This window comes from Pseudomonadota bacterium, from assembly GCA_008501635.1.
Taxonomy (GTDB): domain Bacteria; phylum Pseudomonadota; class Gammaproteobacteria; order QQUJ01; family QQUJ01; genus QQUJ01.
The window spans coordinates 141,634-167,421 of record QQUJ01000018.1 but is presented as its reverse complement, the minus strand read 5'-3'; the positions used below and the strand labels follow the sequence as shown (position 1 = coordinate 167,421).

The 25,788-nt window shown below is 60.8% G+C and carries 26 protein-coding genes; all 26 read right to left on the bottom strand.

Going from position 1 to position 25,788, the window contains the following annotated elements; genetic code table 11:
* Positions 1–26 precede the first annotated feature (26 nt).
* Entirely contained in the window at positions 27–767 is a 741-nt protein-coding gene (locus tag DWQ09_10790) for a flagellar motor protein (protein KAA3627658.1), read from the bottom strand.
* A 15-nt stretch (positions 768–782) separates the two neighbouring features.
* Positions 783–1,862 (bottom strand): chemotaxis response regulator protein-glutamate methylesterase, encoded by a 1,080-nt coding sequence (locus DWQ09_10785; protein KAA3627657.1) that lies wholly within the window; start codon positions 1,860–1,862, stop codon positions 783–785.
* Positions 1,863–1,911: 49 nt separating this feature from the next.
* Positions 1,912–4,101, bottom strand: coding sequence for a chemotaxis protein CheA (locus DWQ09_10780; GenBank protein ID KAA3627656.1), 2,190 nt, complete (start codon positions 4,099–4,101; stop codon positions 1,912–1,914).
* Positions 4,102–4,271: 170 nt separating this feature from the next.
* Positions 4,272–5,021, bottom strand: coding sequence for a protein phosphatase CheZ (locus DWQ09_10775; GenBank protein KAA3627655.1), 750 nt, complete (start codon positions 5,019–5,021; stop codon positions 4,272–4,274).
* Positions 5,022–5,035: 14 nt separating this feature from the next.
* Positions 5,036–5,428 (bottom strand): chemotaxis protein CheY, encoded by a 393-nt coding sequence (locus DWQ09_10770; protein ID KAA3627654.1) that lies wholly within the window; start codon positions 5,426–5,428, stop codon positions 5,036–5,038.
* Positions 5,429–5,494: 66 nt separating this feature from the next.
* The gene (locus tag DWQ09_10765) at positions 5,495–6,229 is read right to left on the bottom strand and encodes an RNA polymerase sigma factor FliA (GenBank protein KAA3628000.1); all 735 of its coding nucleotides are present in this window, start codon (positions 6,227–6,229) and stop codon (positions 5,495–5,497) included.
* Positions 6,229–7,065 (bottom strand): MinD/ParA family protein, encoded by an 837-nt coding sequence (locus DWQ09_10760; GenBank protein ID KAA3627999.1) that lies wholly within the window; start codon positions 7,063–7,065, stop codon positions 6,229–6,231. The genes DWQ09_10765 and DWQ09_10760 overlap by 1 nt, the downstream gene beginning before the upstream one ends.
* Positions 7,066–7,099: 34 nt before the next feature.
* Positions 7,100–8,311, bottom strand: a complete 1,212-nt coding sequence (flhF, locus tag DWQ09_10755; GenBank protein ID KAA3627653.1) for a flagellar biosynthesis protein FlhF — start codon at positions 8,309–8,311, stop codon at positions 7,100–7,102.
* A gap of 36 nt (positions 8,312–8,347) precedes the next feature.
* Complete coding sequence (gene flhA, locus DWQ09_10750; protein KAA3627652.1) at positions 8,348–10,450, bottom strand: flagellar biosynthesis protein FlhA; 2,103 nt, start codon at positions 10,448–10,450, stop codon at positions 8,348–8,350.
* Positions 10,451–10,474: 24 nt separating this feature from the next.
* A complete protein-coding gene (locus DWQ09_10745; protein KAA3627651.1) occupies positions 10,475–11,602 on the bottom strand; it encodes a flagellar type III secretion system protein FlhB in 1,128 nt (375 codons plus the stop codon).
* Between the two features lie 3 nt (positions 11,603–11,605).
* Positions 11,606–12,385, bottom strand: a complete 780-nt coding sequence (fliR, locus tag DWQ09_10740) for a flagellar biosynthetic protein FliR (protein KAA3627650.1) — start codon at positions 12,383–12,385, stop codon at positions 11,606–11,608.
* 13 nt (positions 12,386–12,398) lie between these two features.
* The gene (gene fliQ / locus DWQ09_10735; GenBank protein ID KAA3627649.1) at positions 12,399–12,668 is read right to left on the bottom strand and encodes a flagellar biosynthetic protein FliQ; all 270 of its coding nucleotides are present in this window, start codon (positions 12,666–12,668) and stop codon (positions 12,399–12,401) included.
* Between the two features lie 23 nt (positions 12,669–12,691).
* Positions 12,692–13,426 carry a flagellar biosynthetic protein FliP gene (fliP, locus tag DWQ09_10730; GenBank protein KAA3627998.1) on the bottom strand — a complete coding sequence of 245 codons (735 nt, stop codon included), beginning with the start codon at positions 13,424–13,426 and terminating at the stop codon, positions 12,692–12,694.
* Complete coding sequence (fliO, locus tag DWQ09_10725) at positions 13,426–13,908, bottom strand: flagellar biosynthetic protein FliO (GenBank protein ID KAA3627997.1); 483 nt, start codon at positions 13,906–13,908, stop codon at positions 13,426–13,428. The genes fliP and fliO overlap by 1 nt, the downstream gene beginning before the upstream one ends.
* 21 nt (positions 13,909–13,929) lie before the next feature.
* Entirely contained in the window at positions 13,930–14,355 is a 426-nt protein-coding gene (gene fliN, locus DWQ09_10720) for a flagellar motor switch protein FliN (protein KAA3627648.1), read from the bottom strand.
* Between the two features lie 25 nt (positions 14,356–14,380).
* Entirely contained in the window at positions 14,381–15,361 is a 981-nt protein-coding gene (locus DWQ09_10715; protein ID KAA3627647.1) for a flagellar motor switch protein FliM, read from the bottom strand.
* A 2-nt stretch (positions 15,362–15,363) separates the two neighbouring features.
* A complete protein-coding gene (locus tag DWQ09_10710; protein ID KAA3627646.1) occupies positions 15,364–15,888 on the bottom strand; it encodes a flagellar basal body protein FliL in 525 nt (174 codons plus the stop codon).
* A gap of 299 nt (positions 15,889–16,187) precedes the next feature.
* Complete coding sequence (locus tag DWQ09_10705) at positions 16,188–17,276, bottom strand: hypothetical protein (protein ID KAA3627645.1); 1,089 nt, start codon at positions 17,274–17,276, stop codon at positions 16,188–16,190.
* 215 nt (positions 17,277–17,491) lie between these two features.
* Positions 17,492–17,932 carry a flagellar export protein FliJ gene (gene fliJ, locus DWQ09_10700; GenBank protein KAA3627644.1) on the bottom strand — a complete coding sequence of 147 codons (441 nt, stop codon included), beginning with the start codon at positions 17,930–17,932 and terminating at the stop codon, positions 17,492–17,494.
* Positions 17,933–17,996: 64 nt separating this feature from the next.
* On the bottom strand, positions 17,997–19,370 hold the full coding sequence (gene fliI / locus DWQ09_10695; GenBank protein KAA3627643.1) for a flagellar protein export ATPase FliI: 1,374 nt from the start codon (positions 19,368–19,370) through the stop codon (positions 17,997–17,999).
* Positions 19,345–20,010, bottom strand: a complete 666-nt coding sequence (locus tag DWQ09_10690; protein ID KAA3627642.1) for a flagellar assembly protein FliH — start codon at positions 20,008–20,010, stop codon at positions 19,345–19,347. The genes fliI and DWQ09_10690 overlap by 26 nt, the downstream gene beginning before the upstream one ends.
* Before the next feature lie 46 nt (positions 20,011–20,056).
* A complete protein-coding gene (locus DWQ09_10685) occupies positions 20,057–21,067 on the bottom strand; it encodes a flagellar motor switch protein FliG (protein ID KAA3627641.1) in 1,011 nt (336 codons plus the stop codon).
* On the bottom strand, positions 21,060–22,724 hold the full coding sequence (locus DWQ09_10680) for a flagellar basal body M-ring protein FliF (protein ID KAA3627640.1): 1,665 nt from the start codon (positions 22,722–22,724) through the stop codon (positions 21,060–21,062). The genes DWQ09_10685 and DWQ09_10680 overlap by 8 nt, the downstream gene beginning before the upstream one ends.
* A 34-nt stretch (positions 22,725–22,758) precedes the next feature.
* The gene (locus tag DWQ09_10675) at positions 22,759–23,079 is read right to left on the bottom strand and encodes a flagellar hook-basal body complex protein FliE (protein KAA3627639.1); all 321 of its coding nucleotides are present in this window, start codon (positions 23,077–23,079) and stop codon (positions 22,759–22,761) included.
* 64 nt (positions 23,080–23,143) lie between these two features.
* The gene (locus DWQ09_10670) at positions 23,144–24,478 is read right to left on the bottom strand and encodes a sigma-54-dependent Fis family transcriptional regulator (protein KAA3627638.1); all 1,335 of its coding nucleotides are present in this window, start codon (positions 24,476–24,478) and stop codon (positions 23,144–23,146) included.
* The gene (locus tag DWQ09_10665) at positions 24,475–25,695 is read right to left on the bottom strand and encodes a PAS domain-containing protein (protein ID KAA3627637.1); all 1,221 of its coding nucleotides are present in this window, start codon (positions 25,693–25,695) and stop codon (positions 24,475–24,477) included. Before DWQ09_10665 ends, DWQ09_10670 begins: the two co-directional genes overlap by 4 nt.
* Positions 25,696–25,788: the final 93 nt, after the last annotated feature.

Below are 25,788 nucleotides of genomic sequence, written 5' to 3'. Positions count from 1 at the left end.
TTTACACTTTTCCCTGCCTCCTGTTGTCACGTCAGGTAGCCCCGCAGTTTTGCTTCGATATTGCGCGGATTCTCTCCCTCGGCAATAGAGATGATGCCTTCGACCACCATTTCGCGATACTGCGTTTGATGGTGAACGATGCTTTTGAGCTTATTGGCAATGGGCAGCAAAAACAGATTGGCAGCACCCACACCGTAGATGGTTGCTACAAATGCCACGGCTATACCGCTGCCCAATTTGCTGGGATCGGAGAGATTCTGCATCACGTGTATCAACCCCATGACCGCGCCGATGATGCCGATGGTGGGTGAATAGCCGCCGCCCGCTTCGTAAACCTTTGCCGCCTGAATTCCATGGTGTTCCTTGGCGGAGAGTTCGACCTCCATGATGCTGCGAATCGCATCGGGTTCGCTGCCGTCGACCAGCAGCTGCAGTCCTTTACGCACAAAGAGATCCGGCTCACCCTCGGACACCGCCTCCAATCCCAACAACCCCTCCTTGCGCGCCACATTGCTCCATTCGACGATCTTCTCGATTGCGACTTCAGCCTCCTGCTTGGGAGGCAGAATGATCCAGCCAAACATCTTTATGGCATGGAGGAAGGAGTTGAGCGGCGTCTGCAGCATCACCGCGCCCAGGGTACCGCCGATAACGATGATGAAGGCTGTGAGCTGTACCAACGAATCGGTGTGACCGCCTTCGAGGATATTGCCGCCGACGATCGCGCCCAACGCCAGGAGGATGCCGATTATGCTGAGGATGTCCATGGCTCATACCTCCCTTCAGATACTGGCCGTCAGCGCTGCGCCAATCTCATCCAGCGCCAGTACACGGTCCGCCAGATGCGCCTGGATAACGGCCGCTGGCATGCCATAAATCACGCAACTTGCCTCATCCTGAGCCCAGACGAGAGATCCGCCCTGCTTGAGCAGCCGGGCACCTTCGCGCCCGTCAGCACCCATACCGGTCAGCACCAACGCCAGCACTTCGCAGCCCATCGCGCGCGCGGCGGAGCCGAAGGTGACGTCGACACTCGGCCGATAAGTGAGTTCCTGCTTGCCATCCTGCACCGAGACCAGCAAACGCGCGCCGCTGCGTTCCACCAGCATCTGCTTGCCCCCCGGGGCGAGCAACGCCATTCCCGGTTTCAACTCATCCTTGTCCGCCGCCTCTTTGACAGAGATCGCACACTGTTGATCGAGGCGCTCGGCAAAAGCCCTGGTAAAGTTGGCGGGCATGTGCTGGATCAGGACGATCGGCACGGGAAAATCGGCAGACAGTTTGGCCAGGACCTGCTGCAGCGCCACTGGCCCTCCGGTCGATGCGCCGATCGCCAGCAGTTTGACGCTGCCGGGGCGGATGACGGATGCCGGCCGCGCCGTGGCAACCACGGGTCGATTTACGGCGCCGAACTCTGATGCGCGTTTGGTCGCTGACGGGGCGGCACTCGGTTTTGCCACTGAGCGCCGCGATCCCAACTGATAGACCCTGGCACACAGGACGCGAGCACCGCTCTCCCGATCCTTCGCCATATCCTCGAAGCGCTTCGGGAGAAAATCCACCGCACCTGCTTCCAGAGCGTCGAGGGTGGCCTTGCCGCCCTCGTAGGTAAGCGTTGAGAACATCAATACCGGCGTGGGATGCTCCGCCATGATGCGGCGCACAGCCGCTATGCCATCCATGACCGGCATCTCGATATCCATGGTAACCACGTCGGGCTTCAGACTCTTCACCTGCCGCACCGCCTCCATCCCGTTCTCCGCGCTCCCCACCACCTCCAATCGCGCATCGGAGGAGATGATCTCGGCGATACGGCGGCGAAAGAAACCTGAATCATCGACCACGAGGACACGCACGCTCATCGGCGTTCCTCGCACTGCAAGCCATGATTCTTGAACTCTGAAAGCCGCTTCACCGTTGATCCTTTGCCCGCGCGTGCCCGGCACCACGTCGACCCGCATAGGCTTTCAGCAGACTGGGCACATCCAGGATGAGCGCCATACGTCCGTCACCGGTTATCGTGGCACCGGCAAGCCCGGAAATTTTCTGGAGAAAGGCCCCCAAAGGTTTGATCACCACCTCCTCCTGGCCAAGCAGATGATCGACCACGAACCCCACCAGGCGTCCGCTCACCTGCACCACCACGACATGTCCGGAACTGGGTCGCTCGGAGGGCGTTCCTTTCGCACGGATCAACCACTCCTTGAGATAAAAAACCGGCAGTGCTTTCCCCCGCAGCATCACCACCTCTTGACCATCGATCATCTTGGTACGTGACAGATCGAGATCGAAAATCTCGTTGACGTTGCTCAAGGGTATGGCAAAAGCCTGGTCCTGGAGTCTGACCATCAGCGTCGGCAGGATGGCCAGGGTCAAAGGTACTTTGATCGAGATACGGCTACCGCGACCCAGTTCGGAATCGATCTCCACCGTGCCGTTCAACTGACCGATACGCGTCTTGACCACGTCCATACCCACACCGCGACCGGAGACGTCGGAGATTTCGGATTTGGTCGAGAATCCCGGCAGAAAGATCAGGTTGTAGCACTCGCGATCGGTCAGCCGTTTGGCCGCCTCTTCGTCCATCAAACCCTTCTCCACCACTTTGGCGCGCAGCCGCTCGGGGTCCATGCCCGCGCCGTCGTCTTCGATGGAGAGGAGGATGTGATCACCCGCCTGCTCGGCGGCCAATACCACGGTACCCTTGGGCGACTTGCCTGCCTTGACACGCACCTCGGGCAGCTCGATCCCGTGGTCGACCGAGTTACGCACCAGATGCACCAACGGATCGGCCAACGCCTCGACAAGGTTTTTATCGAGATCGGTCTCCTCGCCCTGCATCTCCAGGTCGATCTCCTTATTGAGGTGGCGGGCGAGATCGCGCACCACCCGTGGGAAGCGCCCAAAGACCTTTTTGATCGGTTGCATGCGGGTCTTCATGGCGGCCAATTGAAGATCCGAGGTGACCAGATCCAGATTGGCGATCGCCTTGGCAACCTGTTCATCGTTGATTTTGCTGCGCAGTGTGGCGAGTCGGTTGCGTACCAGCACCAGCTCACCCACCATGTTCATGATCTCGTCGAGGCGCTTGGTATCGACGCGTATCGTCGAATCCGACTGCGCGGTGGTATCAGCGCGTGGCGTGGCCGGCCGAGGCGCCGGTTGGGATGCCGGCTTCGCGGTTGGCTTGGATCCCGCCGCCACCTTCGGCGCGGGTTTCCCCTGTGCCTTGGCGGACGTTTTTTTGTCTGCCACGGCCCTGTTTGGGATGGCTGCAACAAGATCTGCGCCGAACTTCCCCTGACCGTGCAACTCGTCAAGCAATGCCTCGAACTCATCATCGGTAATCTCGTCGTCGTCAGCCGCGGCTGGTGGTGGCGTCGGTGCGCCCGGGACGGGTTGGGGTTCCGGTGCTGCCTCGATACCCGCGGCACTGAACTTCCCCTTGCCATGGAGTTCGTCGAGCAGGGCTTCGAATTCGTCCTCGGTGATATCCCCTTCGCCTGCTTCGCTTGGGGGTGGGGCGGACTCAGCTGCCGTGGCTTCCTTGCTGTTCGCTGCCGCATCGAGCAGTGCCTGAAACTCGAGATCGGTAAAATCGTCGTCGGGGGCTGGTGCGTTCTTCGCTTCCGCCTCCACCGCCGCGGGTGACGCCGCTTCGGCGACGGCGGCTTGACTGACAGCGGGGGCAGCATTGCCGCCGGGCGCAAGCCCGTGATCGGCGATATAGCGCAGCTGCTGGAGCAGTTCGGTATCGGCTGCCGCCGGCTCCTGACCGCCGCGCACCCCGTCGAACATTTCATTGACCGAATCGAGCGATCTCAGCACGATGTCCATGATGCCGGCATCGACGACAACGCTTCCCTGGCGCAGCAGATTGAAAACGTCTTCGGTGCAGTGGCAGATCTCGACCAGCGAGGTGATACCCAGGAATCCGGCGCCGCCCTTGACGGTATGAAAGCCGCGGAAGATGGCGTTGAGCAACTCGGAATCCTGAGGCTTGCGCTCCAGATCGACCAACTGCTCACCCAGCAGTTCGAGAATTTCCCCTGCTTCGATCAGAAAATCCTGAAGGATCTCGTCATCGCCATCGATGGCCATAATCCCCGCCCTTTTAGCCTTGGCACCCACTGGAACTCGCCGGCTCGCGCCGGGCGACAAACACCGCCCTCCGAACATCCGGGTGCGGTAACTCAACGGACTTCACCATTGCTTCGTTATACATCGGCCATTTGCCTGAAAACTTTTTACCGGTCGACAACACGACGTCGTCAGAAACCCAGGCTCGAGAGCAGGTCGTCCACATCGTCCTGGTTCGCAACTCGATCGTCGGTCAACAGGGCGGGCGGCGTCGGCCCCTCACCCTGAGACAGCGACGCCTCTTTAACTTCCGGCGCACCCGATTTGATCCGTCCGCCGGCGGCCCGTACCAGATCGACCAATTTGTCCTCTACCTCCTGTACCAGAGTAATGACCCGCCGGATGACCTGGCCGGTCAGATCCTGAAAATCCTGTGCCATCATGACGTCGGAGAGTTCGCCGCGCATGCTGGCTGCACACTGGGCGGCCGTCGAAAAATAGTCGCTGATCCGGCTGGACAGTCCTTTGAACTCCTCCATCGTCAGTTCGCGGTTGCGAAACCGCTCCCAGTCCGCCAGCAGTTCACCGCCCTGAATCTCGATCTGCTCCGACAGTGGGAGACAGGCCTCGACCGCGTTCAAGGTGCGGTGGGCCGACTGACCGGTCATCTCGATAACGTAGTTGAGCCGCTGCTTGGCGTCCGGAATCTCCTCGTCGGCCAACTTCGAGAGGCGCTCGTCGAGGTGGAAATTTCTCAGTGCATCGTGAATATCACGCGTCAACCTGCCCAGCTGCTGGAACATCTGGGATTCGCGCAACGCGAGCAGTTCGTCGAACAACGCCTCGGCACCAGCGCGGTTATCGGACTCGAGATGCTTCAGCAGTGCGCGCACGGCCTCGACGTCAGGCAGGGCCTTGGTATTCTCAGGGCGTATTGCCATGATCTTGCCCCGATTCAGCCGCCGCCTTCGAGACGCTCGAATATCTTCTCGATCTTCTCCTTGAGAGTCGCCGCCGTGAAGGGTTTGACGATATAACCGTTGACCCCGGCCTGCGCCGCCATGACGATCTGTTCGCGCTTGGCCTCCGCAGTCACCATCAGCACCGGGAGTTTCTGCAGCTTGGGATCGGTGCGTACCGCCTCCAGCAGCTGGATACCGGTCATGTTGGGCATATTCCAGTCGGTCACCAGAAAATCGAAATTACCGGCCTGCAGAATGGGTAAGGCCGTCGCGCCATCGTCGGCCTCAGCTGTGTTGTTGAAGCCCAGGTCGCGCAGCAGATTTTTGATGATGCGGCGCATCGTGGAAAAATCGTCCACGATGAGAATCTTCATGTTCTTATCCAAAACAACCTCCGGTGCACAGTTCTGATCGGCTCGGTCAGCTGCAGCATTACTCCCTCGCCGCCAAAATCACTCCTCCCCGTCCAACCAATCGCGCATCCGGGCGCGCAATCGAACCATGGCTCGGCCATGAATCTGGCAGACGCGTGATTCCGTGACACCCAGCACTTCCCCTATCTCACGCAAATTCAACTCTTCGTCATAATAAAGTGAAACCACCAGCCGTTCACGCTCCGGCAATTCGCTGATCGCCTCCGCCAATCCCTGCCGGAAATCATCGTTCTGCAGATTCGCCAGTGGATCCAGACCCTGCCCGGCGCCCTCCGCAAAAGGCAATTCGCCATCAATCCCCACATCTTCGACGCTGAAGATGCGCGCGGAGCTGGCATCCTGCAGAATCTGATGGTATTCGTCGAGCGAAATCCCCAGCAGCTCGGCGACTTCGCCATCGCGCGCATCGCGTCCGTTTTCATTCTCAATACGATGGACGGCTTCGGCGACCATGCGCACCTTACGGTGCACCGAGCGCGGCGTCCAATCCAAGCGCCGTATCTCATCGAGCATCGCACCGCGAATGCGAATGCCCGCGTAGGTTGCGAAACTCGCACCCTGCGTGGCGTCGTAGTTGCGTGCCGCCTCCAGCAAACCGATCACGCCCGCCTGAACCAGATCTTCCAGTTGCACGCTGGGCGGCAGTCGGCTGTGCAGGTGACAGGCGATCCGCTTTACCAGCGATGCGTGGCGCTCGACCAGTTCGGCACGCGACTGTTCCTGTTGTGCGGTGTATCCGGCCACGCCCTTCATCAGACTGCCTGCCATTCGGTCGCGCCCACTTGCAGCATGCGCTCAAAAAAGAACCGCAGGTGGCCGTCTGCGGCTTTGGTCTTCGGCCACTTATCGGCCACCTGGGCCATTTGCTTGAATGCCTGCGATGCCTTGCAGGCCGGATAGGCGTCGACCACCGCACGCTGGCGCTGGACCGCCTTGCGCACATAGCTGTCATGGGGTATCGCACCCATATAATCAAGCGTCACTTCAAGAAAACGGTCGGTGACACGGGTGATTTTTGTGAACAATTCCTTACCCTCACTGGGCGAGTGCGTCATATTAGCCAATACCCGGAACCGATGCTGCCCATGTTCGCGGCTCAACAGCTTGATCAAGGCATAGGCATCGGTGATCGAGGCCGGTTCATCACACACCACCACCAACACCTCCTGCGAGGCACGGCTGAAAGAGATCACCGAATCGGAGATTCCCGCGGCGGTATCGACAATCAACGTATCGATATGGCCGCCGACCTCGCTGAACGCTCTTACCACCCCGGCGTGTTCCGCCGGACTCATTTCGGCCATACCCTTGATCCCCGACGAAGCCGGCACAATGCGCACCCCGTGGGGGCCCTCCAGGATAACCTCATCCAGCGAACACTCACCCTTCATCACATGCGATAAGTTGAGCTTCGGATGCAGCCCCAGCAACACATCGACATTGGCGAGGCCTAGATCGGCATCCAGCAGCATCACCTGCCGCCCCAACTGCGCCAGAGATATGGCCAGATTCACCGAGACGTTGGTCTTGCCCACACCGCCTTTGCCGCTGGTCACCGCGATGACCTGCACCGGGCCAGGATTTTTCATGCGCCGCAGGCCCGCGGCCTGATCATTGTTGTCCTTACCGCTCGCCATTGGCTACCGCACTCCCTAAGCCGGGGGCCGAGGCCGTCTCTGCCGGTACGCTATCCCCCTGCAATGCCATGGAGACCGCCATACTAACCAAATTATGGGCCCTTGCGGGCGCCAGATCCTCCGGTACACGCTGGCCATCTCCCACATAGGCTACCGGCAATTGCTGCTCTATCAGAACCGATAGCGCACCCCCGAGACGGGTGGCCTCGTCGACCTTGGTCAGCATGCAACCGTGCAATGGCATCTTGCCGAAGCGGCGCACGATCTCCGCCAGACCGGTGCGATGGGTAGTGGCCGAAAGAACCAGGTAGCGCCTGATCGGCAGAAATTCGTCCTGCAGCTGCGCCAGATGCTGGTTCAACCGGGCATCGCGCTGCCCCATCCCCGCCGTGTCGATCAGTATCAGCCGGCGATCGGCGTAGTGCTCCAGCACCGACCCCAGATTCTCGCCCTCCTCGATCACACGCACCGGCACATCGAGAATACGCCCGTAGGTGCGCAACTGCTCGTGGGCGCCGACCCGATAGTTGTCGGTGGTAATCAAGGCGACCTGTCGGCGCCCGTGGCGCAGACAAAAGCGTGCCGCCAATTTGGCGACCATAGTGGTTTTGCCGACACCGGTCGGTCCCACCAAAGCGACGATGCCGCCTTGCGCGAGGATATCGTCTTCGGCGACCGGCACGGCATGCGCCAGCAGCCCCAACGCCTTGCGCCACAGTTGATCCTGATCACCCGCCGATCCGGTCTTGTCCGCGATGCTTTTTGCGAGTCGTGAACTCACACCCATATTGACCAGGCGTCGCAGCAGCGTGGCGCGCAGCGGCTGATTGCGAACCATGTCGCCCCACGCCAATCCCGAGAGTTGATTCTCCAGCAGATCGCGCATCGAATTGAGTTCGCGCCGCATCTCGGTCAGCACTGGTTCCTGCGACCAGATGCTCTCGGCGGGCCTGGGCCGCTCCGGCAACTCCTCGAAGGACTTTTCCGCAACCGGCTCGTCCTGCCGCCGCACCCTGTCGACTTCCACGGAACGCGCCTGTTGCAGCACGGTCTGTTCGTCGTAATCAACTGCGGCGACGATCTCCACCCCGCCTTCCACGGCCTTGTTGGAGAGAATCACGGCATCCGGCCCCTGTTGCTCGCGCACCTGCCGAATAGCGGTGCGTATGTCCGGTGCGAAATAACGTTTGATCTTCATGTATGGACCCTATTGGTATTTATTCCCAATCACCCACTACGCCCGTTCCAATGCCGCGGGTTGCCCGACGTTCGCGACTACCCGGATCTGCCGGTTATCCGGCAGCTCGGTATAAGCGAGCACCGCAAGCCCCGGTATCGTCGGCCGCAGGAAACGCGCCAGCCAGAGGCGGATCGGTGCGGCGACCAGCAGGAGTGCCGGATGACCGGCCATCTCCTGGCGCTCCACCGCTTCCCGAAGACTGTTGTGCAAGCGTTCAGCCAAGCTCGGCTCCAACCCGATTCCCCCCTCTTCGGGGGACTGCAAAGACTGGTGCAATAAGCGTTCCAGCTGAGGATCCAGCGTGATAACGGGAATTTCTCCTGTTGGACCAACGAGTTGCTGAACGATTGAACGACCCAGCGAGGTACGCACATGGGCCGTCAAAACGTCGGGGTCCTGACTCCTGGCACCGGTCGCCGCCAAAGTTTCGGCGATGGTGCGAATATCACGGATGGCGACCCCCTCGGCCAGCAGGTTCTGCAACACCTTGAGCACCGCGCCCAATGACAGGGTCTTGGGTGTCAAATCCTCCACCAGTTTGGGCGCGGCACGCGCCAGGATATCGAGCAACTGCTGGACCTCTTCATGGCCGAGCAACTCCTGCGCATGCTGTTTTACCAATTCGCTGAGGTGCGTCGCGACGACCGTCGATGCATCGACCACCGTGTAGCCGGCGGTTTGCGCCTGCTCGCGATGGGCCGGCTCAATCCACACCGCTTCGAGCCCGAATGCGGGGTCCTTGGTAGCCAGCCCTGGTACCGAGCCAAACACCTGACCAGGATTGATGGCCAACTCACGATCGGTATAAACCTCTCCCATACCGGCGGTCACACCGTTGATCGAGAGACGGTAGCCGTTGGGCGCCAAGTCCAGGTTGTCGCGGATGTGAACCGGCTGGACCAGAAACCCCAGCTCCTGCGTAAGCTTCTTGCGCACCCCCTTGATGCGGTTCATGAGCTCCCCGCCCTGGTTGCGATCCACCAAGGGGATCAGGCGATAGCCCACTTCCAGCCCGACAGGGTCGACCGGTTGCACATCTTCCCAGGAGAGCTCACGCGGTGCGGTCTCGACAGGGGCCACCTCCTCTTCCTCTTCCCCTGCCTCTGGCGCCAACCGGTTGCGCTGCGCAATGTAATAGGCCATGCCACCGGAGATCCCGGCGAGCACCAGAAAGGCCACGTTGGGCATGCCGGGGATCAGTCCCAGCAGTCCGATCACGCCAGCCGTCACCGTCAGGGCACGGGGATTGCCGAACAGCTGGTTGATGAACTGCTGCCCCATGTCCTGCGCGGTAGAAACACGGGTCACCATGATCGCCGCGGAGGTTGAAAGCACCAGGGAGGGTATCTGCGCCACCAGGCCATCGCCGATGGTGAGCAGCGTATAGACACGCAGCGCATCACTGAAGGGCAAGCCGTGCTGGACGATACCAATAGCCAGCCCGCCAATAATGTTGATGAAGAGAATCAGAATACCGGCGACAGCATCACCGCGCACGAATTTGGAAGCACCGTCCATGGCGCCGTAGAAATCCGCCTCCTGAGCGACTTCGGAGCGTCGCGTGCGCGCCTCATCCTGGGTGATCAGACCGGCGTTGAGATCGGCATCGATCGCCATCTGCTTGCCCGGCATCGCATCCAGGGTAAACCGGGCACTTACTTCTGAAACACGGCCGGCACCTTTGGTCACGACCACAAAATTGATGATGACCAGGATGACAAAGACCACAAGGCCCACCGCGTAGTTGCCACCCACCACGAATTCTCCGAAGGCCTCGATCACACGGCCCGCGGCGTCAGTGCCGGTGTGCCCGCGCAACAGAACCACGCGGGTGGAAGCGACGTTCAACGCCAATCGCAGCAGCGTGGCAATCAGCAGCACAGTGGGAAAGATGGGAAAGTCGAGCGGGCGCTGCGCATAGATACCGACCAGCAGCACCACCAGTGCGAAGGAGATGTTAAAAGTAAAAAGTATGTCGAGGGCGATTGGCGGCAGTGGCAGCACCACCATCGCCAGCATCATCACCAGCAGCAGCGGTGCCCCAAGACCCGTGCTCAGCAGGCCACGAAGGTTGAGATTACTGGGAACTGCGGCCATCTCGTTCTTCCTCTTCTCGCATTCCTAGTGGTATTGATCGGGAACCGGCAGGTCCGTCGGCTGATCGGGCGCTTTGCCGCCCTCGCGGCGCACGATGCGCAGCTGATAGACATAGGCCAGCACCTGCGCCACCGCCAGATAGAGCTCGGAGGGAACCTCCTGATCGATTTCGGTGGTGTGGTAGAGGGCACGCGCCAGCGGCGGTGCCGACAGGATGTAGACACCGGAATCGAGCGCGATGGTACGGATCTGCTGCGCAATGAGATCCCGGCCCTTGGCCACCACCCGCGGGGCGCGCATCCGATCCTGGTCGTAACGCAGCGCCACGGCGAAATGCGTGGGATTGGTGATCACCACATCGGCCTTGGGCACTTCGGCCATCATGCGCCGCTGGGCGATTTCGCGCTGCAGGTTGCGGATCTTGCCTTTGACCTCGGGACGCCCCTCGGTCTCTTTCATCTCGTCCTTGATTTCCTGGCGGGTCATGCGCAGCTGTTTGTGGTGATACCAGAGCTGAAACGGCACATCGATCGCCGCGATCAGAATCGTGGTCGCGGACAACAACAAGAACGACCAGCCTAACAGGCTGCCCATGTGGGCCATGCCCTGACGCAGCGGCTCCTGCCCGAGACCGAGGAAATCGTCGGCCAGGTTCCAGAGCAATCCCACGGCGACACTGGCCACCAGGGCGAATTTGGCGAGTGCCTTGATCATCTCCATCAGACCGCGCGAGGAGAAGACCCGCTTGATCCCTTTCAGCGGGCTGATGCGCTCAAGTTTCGGTGCAATCGACTGCGGGCTGAACGCCCAGCCACCGAGCGCCAAAGGCGCCAGGATTGCGACGACCACCAGGAAGAGAAACAGCGGCATCAGCAGCTCCAGAGCCCGGCCCACCATCTCGGCCGGCACCTCCAGCATCGCCGCGAGATCGAACGCCTGAGCACGCTCGATGCGCAGACCATCGCTCATCAGCTCACCCAGTTGCCCTACCAGATTGGGGCCCAACAGCAACAGCGCAGCGGCCGAGACCAGCATCATGGCCATGGTGTTGAGTTCCCGCGAGCGCGCGATCTGCCCTTTGTCCCGCGCCTCTTTCAGGCGTTTGGGAGTAGGTTGTTCGGTTTTTTCCTGACTGTTGTCTTCGTCGGCCATGGTCTACTCTCCGGGTCCCACGAGTCGCGCGGTCATATCGAGTCCATCCATCAGCAGCCGTTCGAACTGCGGGACGATCCCTGGCAGTGTCAACCACAGAATGATGAATCCCATCATGATCGTGAGCGGGAAACCGACCGCAAAGATGTTGAGCTGCGGCGCCGCTCGGGTGATCACGCCGAACGAGATGTTGAGCAACAGAATCGACGCCACCACCGGCATCGCGATCAGCATGGCGCCGGCGAACATGTCACTGCCCCAGCTGACCAGTGCCCAAAGACCGTTGCGGGTCAGGCCATCCACCGCCACCGGCAGCGACTGAAAACTCCGCGCCACCATTTCGATCAACATCAGATGGCCGTTGAACACCAGAAACAACAGCGTGGCGAGAATGACGTAGAGTTGACTCACGACCGGCACTTGCACACCGTTTTGCGGATCGATAGTAGAGGCAAACCCGAGACCCATACTGGTGGCCACCGTCTGCCCGGCGACCGTGAGTGCACTGAACACCAGACGCAGTGCAAATCCCATGGCGACACCGATCAGGATTTGCTGCGCCGAGATCAGCACCCCCTGTGCGCTGAGGGGATCAGCGCTTGGCGTTTGCGGCAACACCGGCAGCACCATCGCGGTCACCGCCAGGGCCATCACCACACGGATGCGCATCGGCACCATGTCGGAACTGAATACCGGTGCCGTTCCAATCAACGCGGCCACACGCAGGAACGGCCACAATGCAAATGTGACAAAACCTGCGAATTCGTCGGTTGAAATTACCATCGGCTTCGGCTTCCTAACCCACCAACACCGGTAAACTCTCGATCAGATCCTGGGTGTAATCGACGATCACCCCCAACATCCACGGTCCTGCAATCGCAAGCACCGCCACCAATACCATCAGTTTGGGAATGAAGCTGAGTGTCATCTCATTGATCTGTGTCGCTGCCTGCAACATGCCGACGAGCAATCCGACAAGCAGCGCGGAAAGCAGCAACGGTGCAGCGAGCAGCACCATCACCTTCATCGCCTGTTGTCCTATCGTAATAACCAGATCCGCATCCACTGTTTGCTCCTGCCGTCGTCAGGTCAGACAAAAAAGCTCGATGCCAGGGTGCCCATCACCAGTGCCCAGCCGTCCACCACCACAAACAACATGATCTTGAACGGCAGCGAGACGAGCATCGGCGAGAGCATCATCATGCCCATGGACATCAAAACGCTTGCCACTACCAGGTCAATAATCAAAAACGGAATGAAAATCAGAAATCCGATCTGAAACGCGGTCTTCAATTCACTGGTGACGAACGAAGGCACTAACAGGCTGAAGGGCACGTCATCCTGGCTGGCGAACTCTTCACGCCCCGAGATGCGCGTGAACAGTGCAATGTCACTCTCGCGTGTTTGGCCGAACATAAACTCGCGAAACGGTTTGGCCGCACGCTGCAACGCCTCTTGTGGGGCAATCTCTTCGTTGAGATAGGGTCCCAGCGCGTCGTTGTAGGCACGATCGAACACCGGCACCATCACGAAAAAACTGAGAAACAGCGAGAGGCCGATCAGAATCTGGTTGGACGGCGTCTGCATGGTGCCCAACGCCTGGCGCAGAATCGACAGCACAATGATGATGCGAGTAAATGACGTCATCATCAGCACCGCCGCTGGCAGTAGCGTCAGCGCGGTCATCAACATCAGCACCTGAATACTGACACCGTAAGTCTGCTGCCCGCCCTCGCCAGGCGTCACAACGAAAGCAGGGAATGCGGGAGCAGCGGCAACCTCAGTGCTCGACAACAATAGAAGCAGCAGGCAGAACGCGCGCATCATGAACCGCTCCTTTGGCGCATTGCGGTCTGCAGGCGTTGCGCGAAACCGCCGCCGCCCTCCGCACCGCCGACCGGAGACACCTCGACCGGATCATCGAGCACGTGGAGGGTCTGCACCCGTCCAGGCGCCACACCGAGCAATAGTTGCTGCTTGCCCACCTGCAACAGCACCACCCGCTCGCGGGTGCCCATCGACAGGCCGCCGAGGATTTTCATCTGCCCGCCCGCCGCGCTCTGAAAGCGATTGAAACGACGCAACAACCACGCACTGACGCCAATCAGCGCCAGCACCAGAATCAACCCCGCCATCAATTGCACCAGACTGGTGGTCGCCAGTGGATCGCTGGGCAAACCGGCACCGCGTCCGGTTGTGGACTCGGCCGCAAACAGGTTGTGCGTCACCGCCGCCGTGAGCGCCGCCAGCCGCACCGTCCATTTTTTGGGCACAAACAGATCCCTCAGTACCTGGGACTGACTCATCATCAGCTTGAACCTAGTGTGTTAAGTAAGGCGCTTGACGCGCTCGGATGGACTCACCACGTCGGTCAGTCGGATGCCAAACTTTTCGTTCACCACCACCACCTCTCCGTGAGCTATCAGAGTCCCGTTGACCAGCACGTCCATGGGTTCACCGGCCAGGCGATCGAGCTCCACGACGGATCCCTGATTGAGTTGCAACAAATTGCGGATACTGATCTTGGTGCGCCCGATCTCCATCGCCAACGTCACCGGAATATCCATCACCACGTCCAGATTGACCTCCTTGCCTCCCGGCCCTTTCAGCGCGGGTTGCAGGTCTTGAAATTGGGCACGCTCGACCGACTTCTTGCCGGCGGCCGGCGCTGCGTCCTCGATGGCCTGCTCCGCCATCGCCTCGGCCCACTCATCCGTCGCGTTGCCAGATTCTTCAGTCGCGTCGTCACTCATCGTTACTCTCCAGGCAAATCAACGATCACCCATCGGGGCGTTCCACACGTCGATCAATCTGGATCGCGTGTGAACCGTTGTGGACACCGTAGCGTCCGAGAAACACCGGGGTATCTTCGGCATAGAGCACTACGTGTTCCGGCAACTCGATCGGAATAACGTCACCGGGTTTAGCCTCCACCAGTTCACGCAGGCTGACCGTCGTCGTGGCCAGAACGCTGCTCAGATGCACATTGGCCTCCTTGGTCTGCTCACGCATCGCGCGTATCCAGCGCTCATCGATATCGGAGCGATCGCTCTGGATACCCGCGTCGAGCACATCCCGAATGGGTTCGATCATCGAATAGGGCATGGTGAGATGGAGATCGCCACCGCCGCCCTCCAGCTCGATGTGAAAGGTGTTGACCACCACCACCTCGGTGGGGCTGACGATATTGGCGAAGTGGGGATTGACCTCGGAGTTGAGATACTCGAAGGTCACCGGCATCACCGGTGACCACGCCTCTTTGAGATCCTTGAACACATCTTCCAACAGCATGCGCACCACGCGCATCTCCGTCGAGGTGAACTCACGACCTTCGATCTTGGTGTGAAACTGACCGCTTCCGCCGAAGAAGTTGTCGACCACCGTGAAGACCAGCTTGGGATCGACCACGCAAAGGGCCGTCCCGCGCAGCGGTTTGATATGGTGCAGATTGAGGCTGGTGGGCACGTAGAGGCTGTGTACATACTCGCTGAACTTCAGCATCTGCACCCCACCCACAGAGATCTCCGGAGTACGCCGCAGCATGTTGAACAGGCTCACGCGGAAATGACGGGCGAAGCGCTCATTGATCATCTCCAGCGTCGGCATGCGTCCACGCACGATGCGGTCCTGGCTGGTGAAGTCGTAGGCCCGTGCTTCGCCCGGGGCCAGGCCCTGGTCGCCTTCGGTCTCGACATCGCCATCCGACACCCCGTGCAACAGGGCGTCGATTTCGTCTTGGCTGAGCAGGTCGGTGGACATGGTTATTGCATCACGAAACTGGTGAAGTAGACGGCTTCCAAACCGGCCTCGCCGGTCTCCTTTTTCAGTATCTTGTTGATCTCCGCAAGGGTCGCCACCCGCAACTGCTCCTTGCCCTCGCGCGTACCCACGGCAACCGCATCCTGGCTGCTGAACAGTATCACCAGGTTGTTGCGGATCGCGGGCATGTGCAGCTTGACAGACTCGAGCAAGGGCGGCTCCCGCGTCATGACTTCCACGGCGATCTGCAAAAAGCGTATCTGGTTCTGGGTTTCGAAATTCACCACGAAGGGCGGGTCCAACGCCAAATACTGCGCCTGCTTGGGCGCTTTCTTCCTATCGGGCTTGGCGGCCGCCGCTTCTTCCTCGTCTCCGCCGGAAAAGGCCCCGGTAAAGAAGAGGGTCGCGCCTATCGTACCCCCCAGAACAAGTACACCGACGACGCTTAGAACGATGATCAGCTTGAGTTTCGAGCCGCCCTTCTTCTTCGCGCCTTCGTCGAGTTCGAGATCTTCGTCGTCTGCCATTGATCTATCCTAAGATTTCTTCTGATTTATGAGAAAGCAAGAGCTGTGCCAGCACAGATTCGTCAATTTAGTTCTTCAATATCATATGGTTACAAAACACATCGAGCGATGCGCCAAATGGTTGACTGCGTTTTTGAAGCTACCTAGCCAGATTATTGGCGCTTTGGGGCCGGTCTTTTCCCCCGCCCGTCAAGTTTAGCCTCCCAGTTACCACCGCCATAGCCCGGGCGGAAAACGCGAAGGCCCGGTTACCTTGCGGCAACCGGGCCTTCGATGGTGTCTCGCATTCCCGCTATCGATCAGGCAAAGGTATCCACCAGGCCGCTCCCATTCAGGATTGTCACCGAAGTGGGCACAGCCCCTTCAGCGTCGGCGATTCCCTCTGTTGGATCGCCCTCCACCGCTCCGCTTTTGCGCTCCCCGCCCTGGGCCTGCGCGTCTCCACCCTCGTGGCGCACATCAAAATGCGACAGTTGCAGTCCGCTTTCGGCGAGCATCTCTCGCAAACGCGGCAGCGCGGCTTCCAGGTGATCGGCTGTCAGCGCATGATGTGCGGTGAAAGTGATACTGGCCTGGTCGTTGTGGACGCTCACCTTGATATCCAATGGTCCCAAATGCGGCGGATTGATGCGCAACTGCGCCCCGGGTTGCTGATTGTTGAGCATCCAGGCCACCCGTTCACCGAGCGCCTCACCCCATCCTGGCTGCCCGGGCGGGATATCGATAGTGAATAGAGGGAGCGTTGCAACCGAGGATGGGGGTGTGGTTGAGGCGAGCGCAAACGCGGGATTGGTCGCTACCGCAGAGGCGGCTTGGAGATTCTCGCCCCCCTGCAGGACATTGACGAGCCCGCGCAACGTCAGGGGATCGCTCCCACCGCGCAGTGCGCCGCGCTCCCCGGCCAACGATTCGCTCAGTACCTGCAGCAGTTCCTGATCAGCTTCCGCACCCGAACCGTTCGCCATCAATACCATGTCCGGCATCGCCTTTACGGCACCGGCCGTCCCATTGAGCAAGGTCCCGATCCCGGCGCCCGATTCACCCTTGCCAAGGGTGTTGAGTGGGTCTCCCGGGCGGTTCCCCGTCCTCGCCAGCAGCACGAAATCCGCTTCTCCGGGTTGCACAGCGTTGGCGTCCAGCGGTGCCATCCCCGGCGGCAGCAACGGCAGCCCGGTAAGCAGAAACGACGCGCCACCCTGTCCCACATCAGCCAGGGTCCCCTCTAACTCAGCCTGCAACTCCGCACCGGTCAGCGGCAGCCCATTGCCGTCGAGCGGCAAGAGCAGTTCCGTCGGCACTTGCCCGGCAGTGGTGAGGTTGAGCCACTCCGTGGCGCCGGCAAGCTGCTCGCTTAAGGTATCAGGAAACGAGCCGGCACCCCCGTTCATCGCGAAACTATCTGTTAATAAAGGAGATTTTCCGGCGTTTGCAGAGCCGCTACCACCCGCCTGAACGGATGCAGGGGTGACCACGGTCGGCGTGAGTGTAGTCAGCAAGTTCGGCACGCTGCCTCTCCTTTACAGGATTGGTTAGAGATAATGCAGTAAGAGCAAAGGCCGTGCCAGATAGATGGGGCAGTACGGCCCCGTGGATTGAGGTCGCCCTAGAAGCGACTGCGATATCGCTGATTGGTACGCTCGTCGCTTTCGTGCTGCTCGCGTCGATCGGCCTTGCGCCGCTCTTCGCTGCGCAGGCGCTCTACCGCCTTGTCCATGGCATTGCAGCGTGTCCGCAATTCCATCCAGCGCTGATTGAAACGATCCACTTCGCACTGCTGGTGCGCGACGATGCGCTCCTGCTGCCCGATGGCGGTGTCGAGCTTGTCGAGGAAAACGCGATAATCCTGCAGACGTGAGGCGTTGACCCCACTCCCGCTCTGATCCTGCAGGCGGGCAATATACTCACCACGGTAGGCCTGCAGTTCCAGCAATTGCTTTTCATGACGAACCAGCAAGTCGCGCTGTTGCGCCAGCTCGCGGGCCGCATCCTCTTCGCGGCGTCCGGCGACGCGAACGACCGGCTCCATACGTTGTGATCGATTCATGGTGACCCGTTAGCGCCTCGTTGTAGCGGTGGACCCATCGCCCCTTCGAATCCTTGCCGACCCGTTACTTCAGTGTAGTCTTCGCCTCGGCCATCAGGTCTTGCAGCTGCTCGATGCTGGCATCCAATCTGACCGCGTTACCCATGTCCTGACGCAGAAACTCGAGTTGGCGCGGATGATAGGAGATCGCCTCGTCGATCCGCGCATCGCTCCCCACCTGATAGGCACCCACCGTAATCAGATCCCGGCTCTGGCGATAGGTAGAGTAGACCTGCTTGAAGCTTCGCGCGGCCTTCTGTTGGGGTTTGTCGGTAATCTCCAGCATGGCGCGACTTATGGAGCGCTCCATATCGATGGCGGGGTAGTGTCCAGCATCGGCCAGCTCACGTGACAATACAATATGGCCGTCGAGAATCGCGCGTGCCGCATCGGCGATGGGATCGTTCTCATCATCGCCTTCCGTCAACACGGTATAGAAGGCAGTGATCGAACCACCCCCCTTGTCGCCATTTCCTGCGCGCTCCACGAGTTGTGGCAGTTTCGCGAACACCGATGGCGGATACCCCTTGGTCGCCGGCGGCTCGCCGATGGCCAGCGCGACCTCGCGTTGCGCCTGCGCATAGCGGGTCAGCGAATCCATCAACAGCAACACCTGCAAACCCTGATCGCGAAAATACTCCGCGATACTGGTTGCCAGCATCGCGCCGTGCAGGCGCATCAGCGGCGTGTGGTCGGCGGGTGTTGCCACCACCACGGCCCGCTCCATACCTTCGGGGCCGAGGATATTGCGCACGAACTCCTTCACCTCGCGGCCACGTTCGCCGATCATCCCGACCACTGTGACGTCGGCCGTGGTGTAGCGGGTCATCATGCCCAGCAGCACGCTCTTGCCCACCCCGCTGCCGGCAAACAGGCCCATCCGCTGACCACGCCCTACCGTGAACAGCGAGTTGATCGCACGCACGCCGACATCGAGAGGTTCGCTGATGGGCTCGCGGGTCATCGGGTTGATGGAGCGCCCGGTTAGCGGGATCCGCTCGTCTGCCCGGATCGGACCCGCGCCATCGAGCGGCTTGCCGGCACCGTCCACCACCCTCCCGAGCAACCCGGGTCCGACGTGGGCTTCCACACCGTGACCAGTGGGGATGACACGCGCATCGGGCACCAGACCGCGAATATCACCGGTGGGCATGAGATAGAGTCGCTCGCCGGCAAAACCCACCACTTCGGCCTCGACCGAATCACCCCTGGGTGCCACCACGCGGCAGCGGCCGCCCACCGGAGCCTGGCAACCCACCGCCTCGAGCGTCAGGCCCACCATGCGGGTCAGTTTGCCTTCCACGACAGGACGCGCGGCGCCCTGCACCAGTTCCGCGCGATGACTCAACAGTCTCGCCCAATGGGCGCTGCGCTCACTCCTGGTCGCGGGATCGGTCATCTTGGCGCTCCCCGCCGAGCAGACTGGTCACCAGGGCAATCAGGCGGCTTTCGACGGTGGCATCAATACGGGACATCTCGGTCACCACCCGACAACCCCCGGGCGTGATCACCGGATCTTCTATGATCTGCCAGCCGCGCTCACCCCCGGGTTGCCCCAGCGCATCACGAACCAATGCCGCATCTTCAGGATGCAGCTGCACCCGCACCTCGCGTGAAGCGACCGGCAGCAGGGCCAGGCATTCGCGTACCACGGCGACGATCTCGCCAGGGTTGGCTTTGAGTTCGCGCCGGATCATCTGTTGCGCAACGACTGTAACCAAATGCAGGAGCTGTTCTTCGACCGCCTGATCCAGCTCTTCCAGGGGGTGGCTTAGAAGATCGAATGCCCCCTGCAGACGCTGCGCTTGCTGGCGCAGTTCCGCCATGCCGGCATCGCGGCCTTCGCGGCGCCCCTGTTCGAACCCCTCCTGATAGGCTCGTTGCTGCAGTTCCTCCAGCTTATGGGCAGTCATGACTTCAGGATGTCCCGCCACCGTACCGCGGGCGCCGGCAGCACCCGCTGCTCCGTCAACTTCGGGCGCAGCCCAACGCAGAATCGACTCCATCTGCTCTTTGGGGATGACGCGCGAAATGGTCACGATGCACGCTCCCTGGCATATCGTAGTGATCTTGCGCAGGCCATCGTCATACCATGGCCTCGCCCTTGCCGCCGAGAGAGATCTCGCCCGAATCGGCGAGTCTGCGCGCGGTCATCAGGATCTCCTTTTGCGCCGCTTCGACATCGCTCAATTTCACCGGACCGCGCACCTCGAGATCGTCACGCAGCATCTCGGCAGCCCGTTTGGACATATTCTTGAAGATCTTCTCCTTGACGCCCTCGTCGGCGCCTTTCAGGGCGACGGCGAGCGCGTCGCTGGAGATCTCGCGCAACAGGGTTTGAATACCGCGATCGTCCACATCCACGAGATTCTCGAAGACGAACATCTTGTCCTGAATGGCCTGCCCGAGATCGGCGTCGGCGTTCTTGATCTCCTCCATCAGGGCGTTCTCGACCGAGCTGTCCAGGAGGTTGAGAATATCCGCCGCTGCCTTGATCCCGCCAAACGTGGTCGAGGTCTTGACGTTGGTCTTGTTGCTGAAACTCTTCTCCATGATCTGATCGAGTTCGCGCAGGGCCGACGGTTGGATACCGTCGATGGCGGCGATGCGCATCACCACGTCATAACGAAGGCGATCAGGCAGCGCCTTGAGAATATCGGAGGCTTGATCAGCGTCGAGATAGGCCAGCACTATTGCAATGATCTGCGGATGCTCCAGGCGTATCAGTTCGGCGACTGCGCGCGGATCCATCCATTTCAGCGAATCCAGCCCCTTGCTGCCGGAACCCAGCAGAATGCGATCGATCAGACCGCCTGCCTTCTCCTCCCCCAGCGCGCTGACCAGCACATTGCGTACATAATCTTCCGTGCCCACGCCCAGCGCGGTCTGGTTGTCGACCATTTCGACGAACTCGCCGAGGATCTTGCTCACCTCATCCTTGGAAACGTTGGAGAGCTGCGTCATCGCCATGCCCAGCTTCTGGACCTCTTTGGGCCCCATATGCTTGAGCACTTCGGCGGCGTGCGTCTCCCCGACCGCCATCAACAAGATCGCGGCGCGCTCGGTACCCGCGCCAAACCCCTTTTGCTCAGCCATCCGTCGCTACCCAGGCTTTCATCACTTGCGCCACACGTTTCGGGTCCTCTTTGAGGATACTTTGTGCTGCGGCCATCTTATCCCGGTATTCATCGGCGCGGGGAGCACCCAATCGCGGCTGCTGTCCCGCCATTGAGCCGCCCTGACCGGCCATATCGTCGGAAACCGGGACCAGCTCGCCGTTCGACGCGACGGTAACCAGCTGCCGCTGCGGGGCGATCTGCCCCTTCTCGGCCAGGCTGCGCAACATCGGCCGCAGCACGCCGAAGGCCAGGATCAGCACCAGGGCAACACCACCCACCTTCTTGGCGATATCCCATACCCACTGCTGTTCCCAGATCGCCGGCTCGGGCACCTCTTCCACGGCCAGCGGCGGCGCGAACGAGGCATTGATCACGCTGACACTGTCACCGCGGCGTTCGCTGAAGCCAACGGCTTCCTTCACCAATACCGTGAGTCGCTCGATCTCTTCGGGCGTTCGCGCGGTCGTGGTCACCGTGCCATCGTCACCAACAGTCCGCCTGTCGTCTACCAACACCGCCACAGAAATGCGTTTCAAGGCGGCTCCGCCAAGGCGGGTATGGCTGATGGTCTTGTCCAGTTCGTAGTTGCGCACGACACGGCGGCTTGAATTGCTTGGCGTTCCACCACCCACCCCTTCGCCCTGGGCGCCGCTCGCCACTTCGGGGGCCACGGCGGCTCCCGGCGGTTGATTGCTCAGGGCACCGGGGATTCCCCCGGCACCGGCAATCCCCTGGCTCTGCTCATCGAAGGTCTGCTCGCTGCGCACCGCCGGCAGATCGGGGTTGAAGCTCTCCTGCGTGCGCTCGACAACGGTGAAATCCACCTCGGTCGAGACTTCTGCGCGTACGCCATCGCTGCCCAGCAACGGGATTAGTATGCCTTCGATGCGCCGCACATAGCTCTGCTCCAACTGGCGGGTCATCTCGAACTGACCCGCCGACATGGCGAGGTCACTGTTGTCCATGGAGGTGGTCAGAAGCCGCCCCTTCTGGTCGATCACCTTGACGTCGCTGCTGGCCAGCTCGGGTACGGCCGACGAAACCATGTGCACAATCGCCTCAACCTGAGGCTTCTCCAACAGGCGACCAGGTTGCAGATGGATCAGCACCGAGGCGCGGGGCTTGTGGCGATCGCGGATGAACACCGACTGACGCGGAATCGCCAGGTGTACACGTGCGGTACGCACATTGGCGAGAGCGCTGATGGTGCGGCCCAACTCCACTTCCATCGCCCGTTGAAAACGCGCCGTTTCCACGAAACGGCTGGTTCCAAACCCTTGATCTTGCTGTAAAACCTCGTAACCCAATCCGGTGCCGCGGGGTAGGCTCTGGCTCGCCAGCTGCAACCGGGCATCATGGAGCATCCCCGAAGGGACCATGATCCCGCCAGTGCGATCGTCGAGCTTGAACGGAATATTGCCGCGTTGCAGCGCATCCGTAATTTCGGAGGCATCCTTGTCGCTCAGGTTACCGTAGAGCAGCGAATAACCGGGCTCCTGCGACCAGAGCGCCACCGCGATGCCGATCGCGATCGCCGCCGACAAGCCGATCAGCAGCCCGAACTGGCGCAGCATCGGTAACCGGCTCATACCGGTAAAGGAGTGGGAGAGAGCTTCAGTCTTGACCAGGGCCATGGGTTGTTTACCTCGAGATCACGCGGTGACTCAATCAGACCTGCATGCTCATGATCTCCTGATAGGCGGAGACCAGCTTGTTGCGCACCTGCGTCATGGCCTGAAACGAGAGACTCGCCTTCTGCATTTCAACCATCACCGAGGCGAGATCCACGCTCTGATCGCCCAGCTCAAAGGCCTCGGCGAGCTGCCGGGCGTTTTGCTGCGCGGAGTTGACCTGATCGACCGAGGATTTCAGCATCTGGGCAAAATCGCTGGCCCCGTTCTCCGCCGCTGGCTGGAGCTGCACCCCTTTGGCCTGTGCCGAAAGCACGCGCATCTGTGCAAGCAGTTCGTTGACATTGATATCGCTCATGGCCGGTTTTCCGTCGTTTTCAGTTCAAATGGTTGGAAATATGCAGAATTCACGCCAAACCGCGTCAGGGCATGGCAACTCCGGCGTCCCGCATGCGCGCCAGCTTGTAGCGCAAGGTTCGCGCACTGATTCCCAGGTGTTCCGCGGCATCTTTGCGACTGCCTTTGTGGGCCTGGAGCGCGTCAAGGATCAGGCGCTGTTCGCGTGACTTGAGATCGTTGCCGAGAACACCGGCGGTCACCTCCGCGGCGGCTGGGGCCGCAATTACCACGGTTTCGCCCCCTTCAAAATGCAGATCCTCGGCGCCGATGCGTTGGCTTTGACGCAGGATGAGCGCGCGCTGCAGAACGTTTTCCAGCTCCCGCACATTACCCGGCCAGGGATAAGCCAGCAGCTGCTGTTCGGCGCCGCCGTCCAGGGCTGGAACAGGCTCGCCGGCCGGGATGTGGCGCCGGAGCAAGGTGCGCGCCAGCGGCAGGATATCGGCACCGCGCTCGCGCAGCGGCGGTATCGCCAACGGGAAAACGTTGAGCCGGTAGAACAGATCCTCGCGAAAACGCCCCGCCGCCACCTCCTCGCGCAGGCGACGATTGGTGGTCGCCAGCACGCGCACGTCGAGGCTGATCAGGGTGCGGCCGCCGAGGCGCTCCACTTCGCGCTCCTGCAATACGCGCAGCAGCTTGGCCTGGAGCGTCAGGGGCATCTCCGAGATCTCATCGAGGAGCAGCGTGCCGCCGTTGGCCTGTTCAAATTTGCCTGGCGTGCTGCGATAGGCCCCGGTGAAGGCGCCTTTTTCGTAACCGAACAGCACCGCTTCGAGCATGTTTTCAGGGATCGCAGCGCAGTTTATGGCGACGAAGGGACCTTGGCCGCGCGGTGAGCAGTTGTGGATGAAACGCGCGATGACCTCCTTGCCGGTGCCACTTTCGCCGCAGATCAGCACGGTGGCGTCGCTGGCGGCCACCCGCTGCGCCAGATTCACCAGTTCGCGGCTGCGTAGATCTTCGGCCACCAGAAGGTGGCTGGGCGCTGCCGCCCCGGCGGCAAACTGCTGCACCTTCTCCACCAGGGCTTCAGCCTCGAAGGGTTTGACCAGGTAGTCCACTGCGCCGGCCTGCATCGCCTCGACGGCACTCTGAATGGTCCCGTAGGCGGTCATCATCAGCACCGGGAGATCCGGACGGTTGGAGCGAATCTTGGTCAGCAGGGTCTGCCCGTCCATGGGTTTCATCTGCAGATCGCTGACCACCATTCCGATCTCGTGATTGGCCAGTTTTGCCAGCGCCTCACTGCCATTGCCCGCCCGCTCGACGGGATACCCCGCCAGCTCGAGTGTGTCGCACAGCGCTGCGCGCAGGGTCGGTTCATCCTCGACCACCAATACCGTCGCTTGACTCATGAATACCTCCTGAGAGATCCGCCGGCCACGCACTCTCCGGCGCTCGGCAGGGATTGACCACTGGGTAGAAACTGTGGATGGATGTGACGCGGCAGCGTCAGTTGAAAACAGGCGCCGCCAGATGGACTGGCGACCAGGGCGACACGGCCCGAATGTGCCTCGACCACCGTGCGTACGACAGCGAGTCCCAATCCGGTGCCGCCGGGACGTGCCGTAAAAAAGGGTTCGAAGATGCGAGGACGGATCTCCGCCGCCACACCGGGGCCGTCGTCCGCCACGGAAATCTCCAGCACCTGCGCATCGATTCGTGCCGCGATGCGTATCGTGTGCGCGCCCATTTCGAGCGCGTTGCTGACCAGGTTGAGCAGTGCGCCCGCCAGCGCCTCGTGGTTGCCGTCGATCTGTCCTTCCATGCCGGTCAGAGTGAGCACACACTCGCTCGCCAGCAGCTGAGGTTCGATGGTGCGCTGGAGATCCGCGGCCAACTCAGCCAGATCGACCGATTCGAACGCCAGGTGACCGGAGCGGGCAAAAAGCAGCATGTCGTTGATCTGCCGTTCCAACTCACGCAGGCAAAAAAGGGTCTTATCCAGAATCAGCGCACGGCGCTCAGCGGTGATTTCGGATTTGCGCAGGTGCGAACTGTAGAGAACGGCCGACGCGAGGGGCGTGCGAACCTGATGGGCTAATTGGGCTACCATCTCGCCCAGGCTGGCGAGACTGCGCTGGCGTTCGACCAGGGCGCGCAGCTTGTGATTTTCAGTGAGGTCGTGGATGAGCACGATCTGACCGGGTTCGCTTCCGAGCGATCGCAACGCGATGCTCACCACCCTGCCATCGTGCAGCGACATCTCCTGGCCTTGTCCCGACCCGGGAGCAAGTGCACGGGTTCGAACCGTATCCCAGGACAAACCCGTCAGCGGTTCACCCAACAGTTCCGAGGCGGCGGGATTCGCCTCCAGAATGAGGCCGGAATCGTCCAACACCAAAATACCGGCAGGCAGCGCCGCCAACAGCCGTTCCAGGCGATTGGCGAGCAGTTCTTTCTCCCTGAGTTGGCGAAAGCGTTCGCTGCGCGCCATACCCAGCTCGTGATTGAGCCCGGCAAAACGGCCTTCCAGCTGACGATAGGCAACCTCCATTTGCCGCGAGGTTTCAGCAAACAGCCGGAAGGCATCTTCCAGTTCCTGGGTCGTCTTGTCGGGAGTCAGGCTCATCTACGGTTTCGCTGGGTACCAGGTTCATGTTGTTTACAACGTGAACGGACTTAAGCGAAAACCGTGCCAGATAATAATTACTTGTTATTTCAA

Excerpts from the sequence above, each read along its gene's own strand:
- DWQ09_10790 (KAA3627658.1), bottom strand. The coding sequence starts at position 767 with ATGGACATCCTCAGCATAATCGGCATCCTCCTGGCGTTGGGCGCGATC.
- DWQ09_10785 (KAA3627657.1), bottom strand. The coding sequence starts at position 1,862 with ATGAGCGTGCGTGTCCTCGTGGTCGATGATTCAGGTTTCTTTCGCCGC.
- DWQ09_10780 (KAA3627656.1), bottom strand. The coding sequence starts at position 4,101 with ATGGCCATCGATGGCGATGACGAGATCCTTCAGGATTTTCTGATCGAA.
- DWQ09_10775 (KAA3627655.1), bottom strand. The coding sequence starts at position 5,021 with ATGGCAATACGCCCTGAGAATACCAAGGCCCTGCCTGACGTCGAGGCC.
- DWQ09_10765 (KAA3628000.1), bottom strand. The coding sequence starts at position 6,229 with ATGAAGGGCGTGGCCGGATACACCGCACAACAGGAACAGTCGCGTGCC.
- DWQ09_10760 (KAA3627999.1), bottom strand. The coding sequence starts at position 7,065 with ATGAAAAATCCTGGCCCGGTGCAGGTCATCGCGGTGACCAGCGGCAAA.
- flhF (KAA3627653.1), bottom strand. The coding sequence starts at position 8,311 with ATGAAGATCAAACGTTATTTCGCACCGGACATACGCACCGCTATTCGG.
- flhA (KAA3627652.1), bottom strand. The coding sequence starts at position 10,450 with ATGGCCGCAGTTCCCAGTAATCTCAACCTTCGTGGCCTGCTGAGCACG.
- DWQ09_10745 (KAA3627651.1), bottom strand. The coding sequence starts at position 11,602 with ATGGCCGACGAAGACAACAGTCAGGAAAAAACCGAACAACCTACTCCC.
- fliR (KAA3627650.1), bottom strand. The coding sequence starts at position 12,385 with ATGGTAATTTCAACCGACGAATTCGCAGGTTTTGTCACATTTGCATTG.
- fliP (KAA3627998.1), bottom strand. The coding sequence starts at position 13,426 with ATGCGCGCGTTCTGCCTGCTGCTTCTATTGTTGTCGAGCACTGAGGTT.
- fliO (KAA3627997.1), bottom strand. The coding sequence starts at position 13,908 with ATGAGTCAGTCCCAGGTACTGAGGGATCTGTTTGTGCCCAAAAAATGG.
- fliN (KAA3627648.1), bottom strand. The coding sequence starts at position 14,355 with ATGAGTGACGACGCGACTGAAGAATCTGGCAACGCGACGGATGAGTGG.
- DWQ09_10715 (KAA3627647.1), bottom strand. The coding sequence starts at position 15,361 with ATGTCCACCGACCTGCTCAGCCAAGACGAAATCGACGCCCTGTTGCAC.
- DWQ09_10710 (KAA3627646.1), bottom strand. The coding sequence starts at position 15,888 with ATGGCAGACGACGAAGATCTCGAACTCGACGAAGGCGCGAAGAAGAAG.
- DWQ09_10705 (KAA3627645.1), bottom strand. The coding sequence starts at position 17,276 with ATGAACGGGGGTGCCGGCTCGTTTCCTGATACCTTAAGCGAGCAGCTT.
- fliJ (KAA3627644.1), bottom strand. The coding sequence starts at position 17,932 with ATGAATCGATCACAACGTATGGAGCCGGTCGTTCGCGTCGCCGGACGC.
- fliI (KAA3627643.1), bottom strand. The coding sequence starts at position 19,370 with ATGACCGATCCCGCGACCAGGAGTGAGCGCAGCGCCCATTGGGCGAGA.
- DWQ09_10685 (KAA3627641.1), bottom strand. The coding sequence starts at position 21,067 with ATGGCTGAGCAAAAGGGGTTTGGCGCGGGTACCGAGCGCGCCGCGATC.
- DWQ09_10680 (KAA3627640.1), bottom strand. The coding sequence starts at position 22,724 with ATGGCCCTGGTCAAGACTGAAGCTCTCTCCCACTCCTTTACCGGTATG.
- DWQ09_10675 (KAA3627639.1), bottom strand. The coding sequence starts at position 23,079 with ATGAGCGATATCAATGTCAACGAACTGCTTGCACAGATGCGCGTGCTT.
- DWQ09_10670 (KAA3627638.1), bottom strand. The coding sequence starts at position 24,478 with ATGAGTCAAGCGACGGTATTGGTGGTCGAGGATGAACCGACCCTGCGC.
- DWQ09_10665 (KAA3627637.1), bottom strand. The coding sequence starts at position 25,695 with ATGAGCCTGACTCCCGACAAGACGACCCAGGAACTGGAAGATGCCTTC.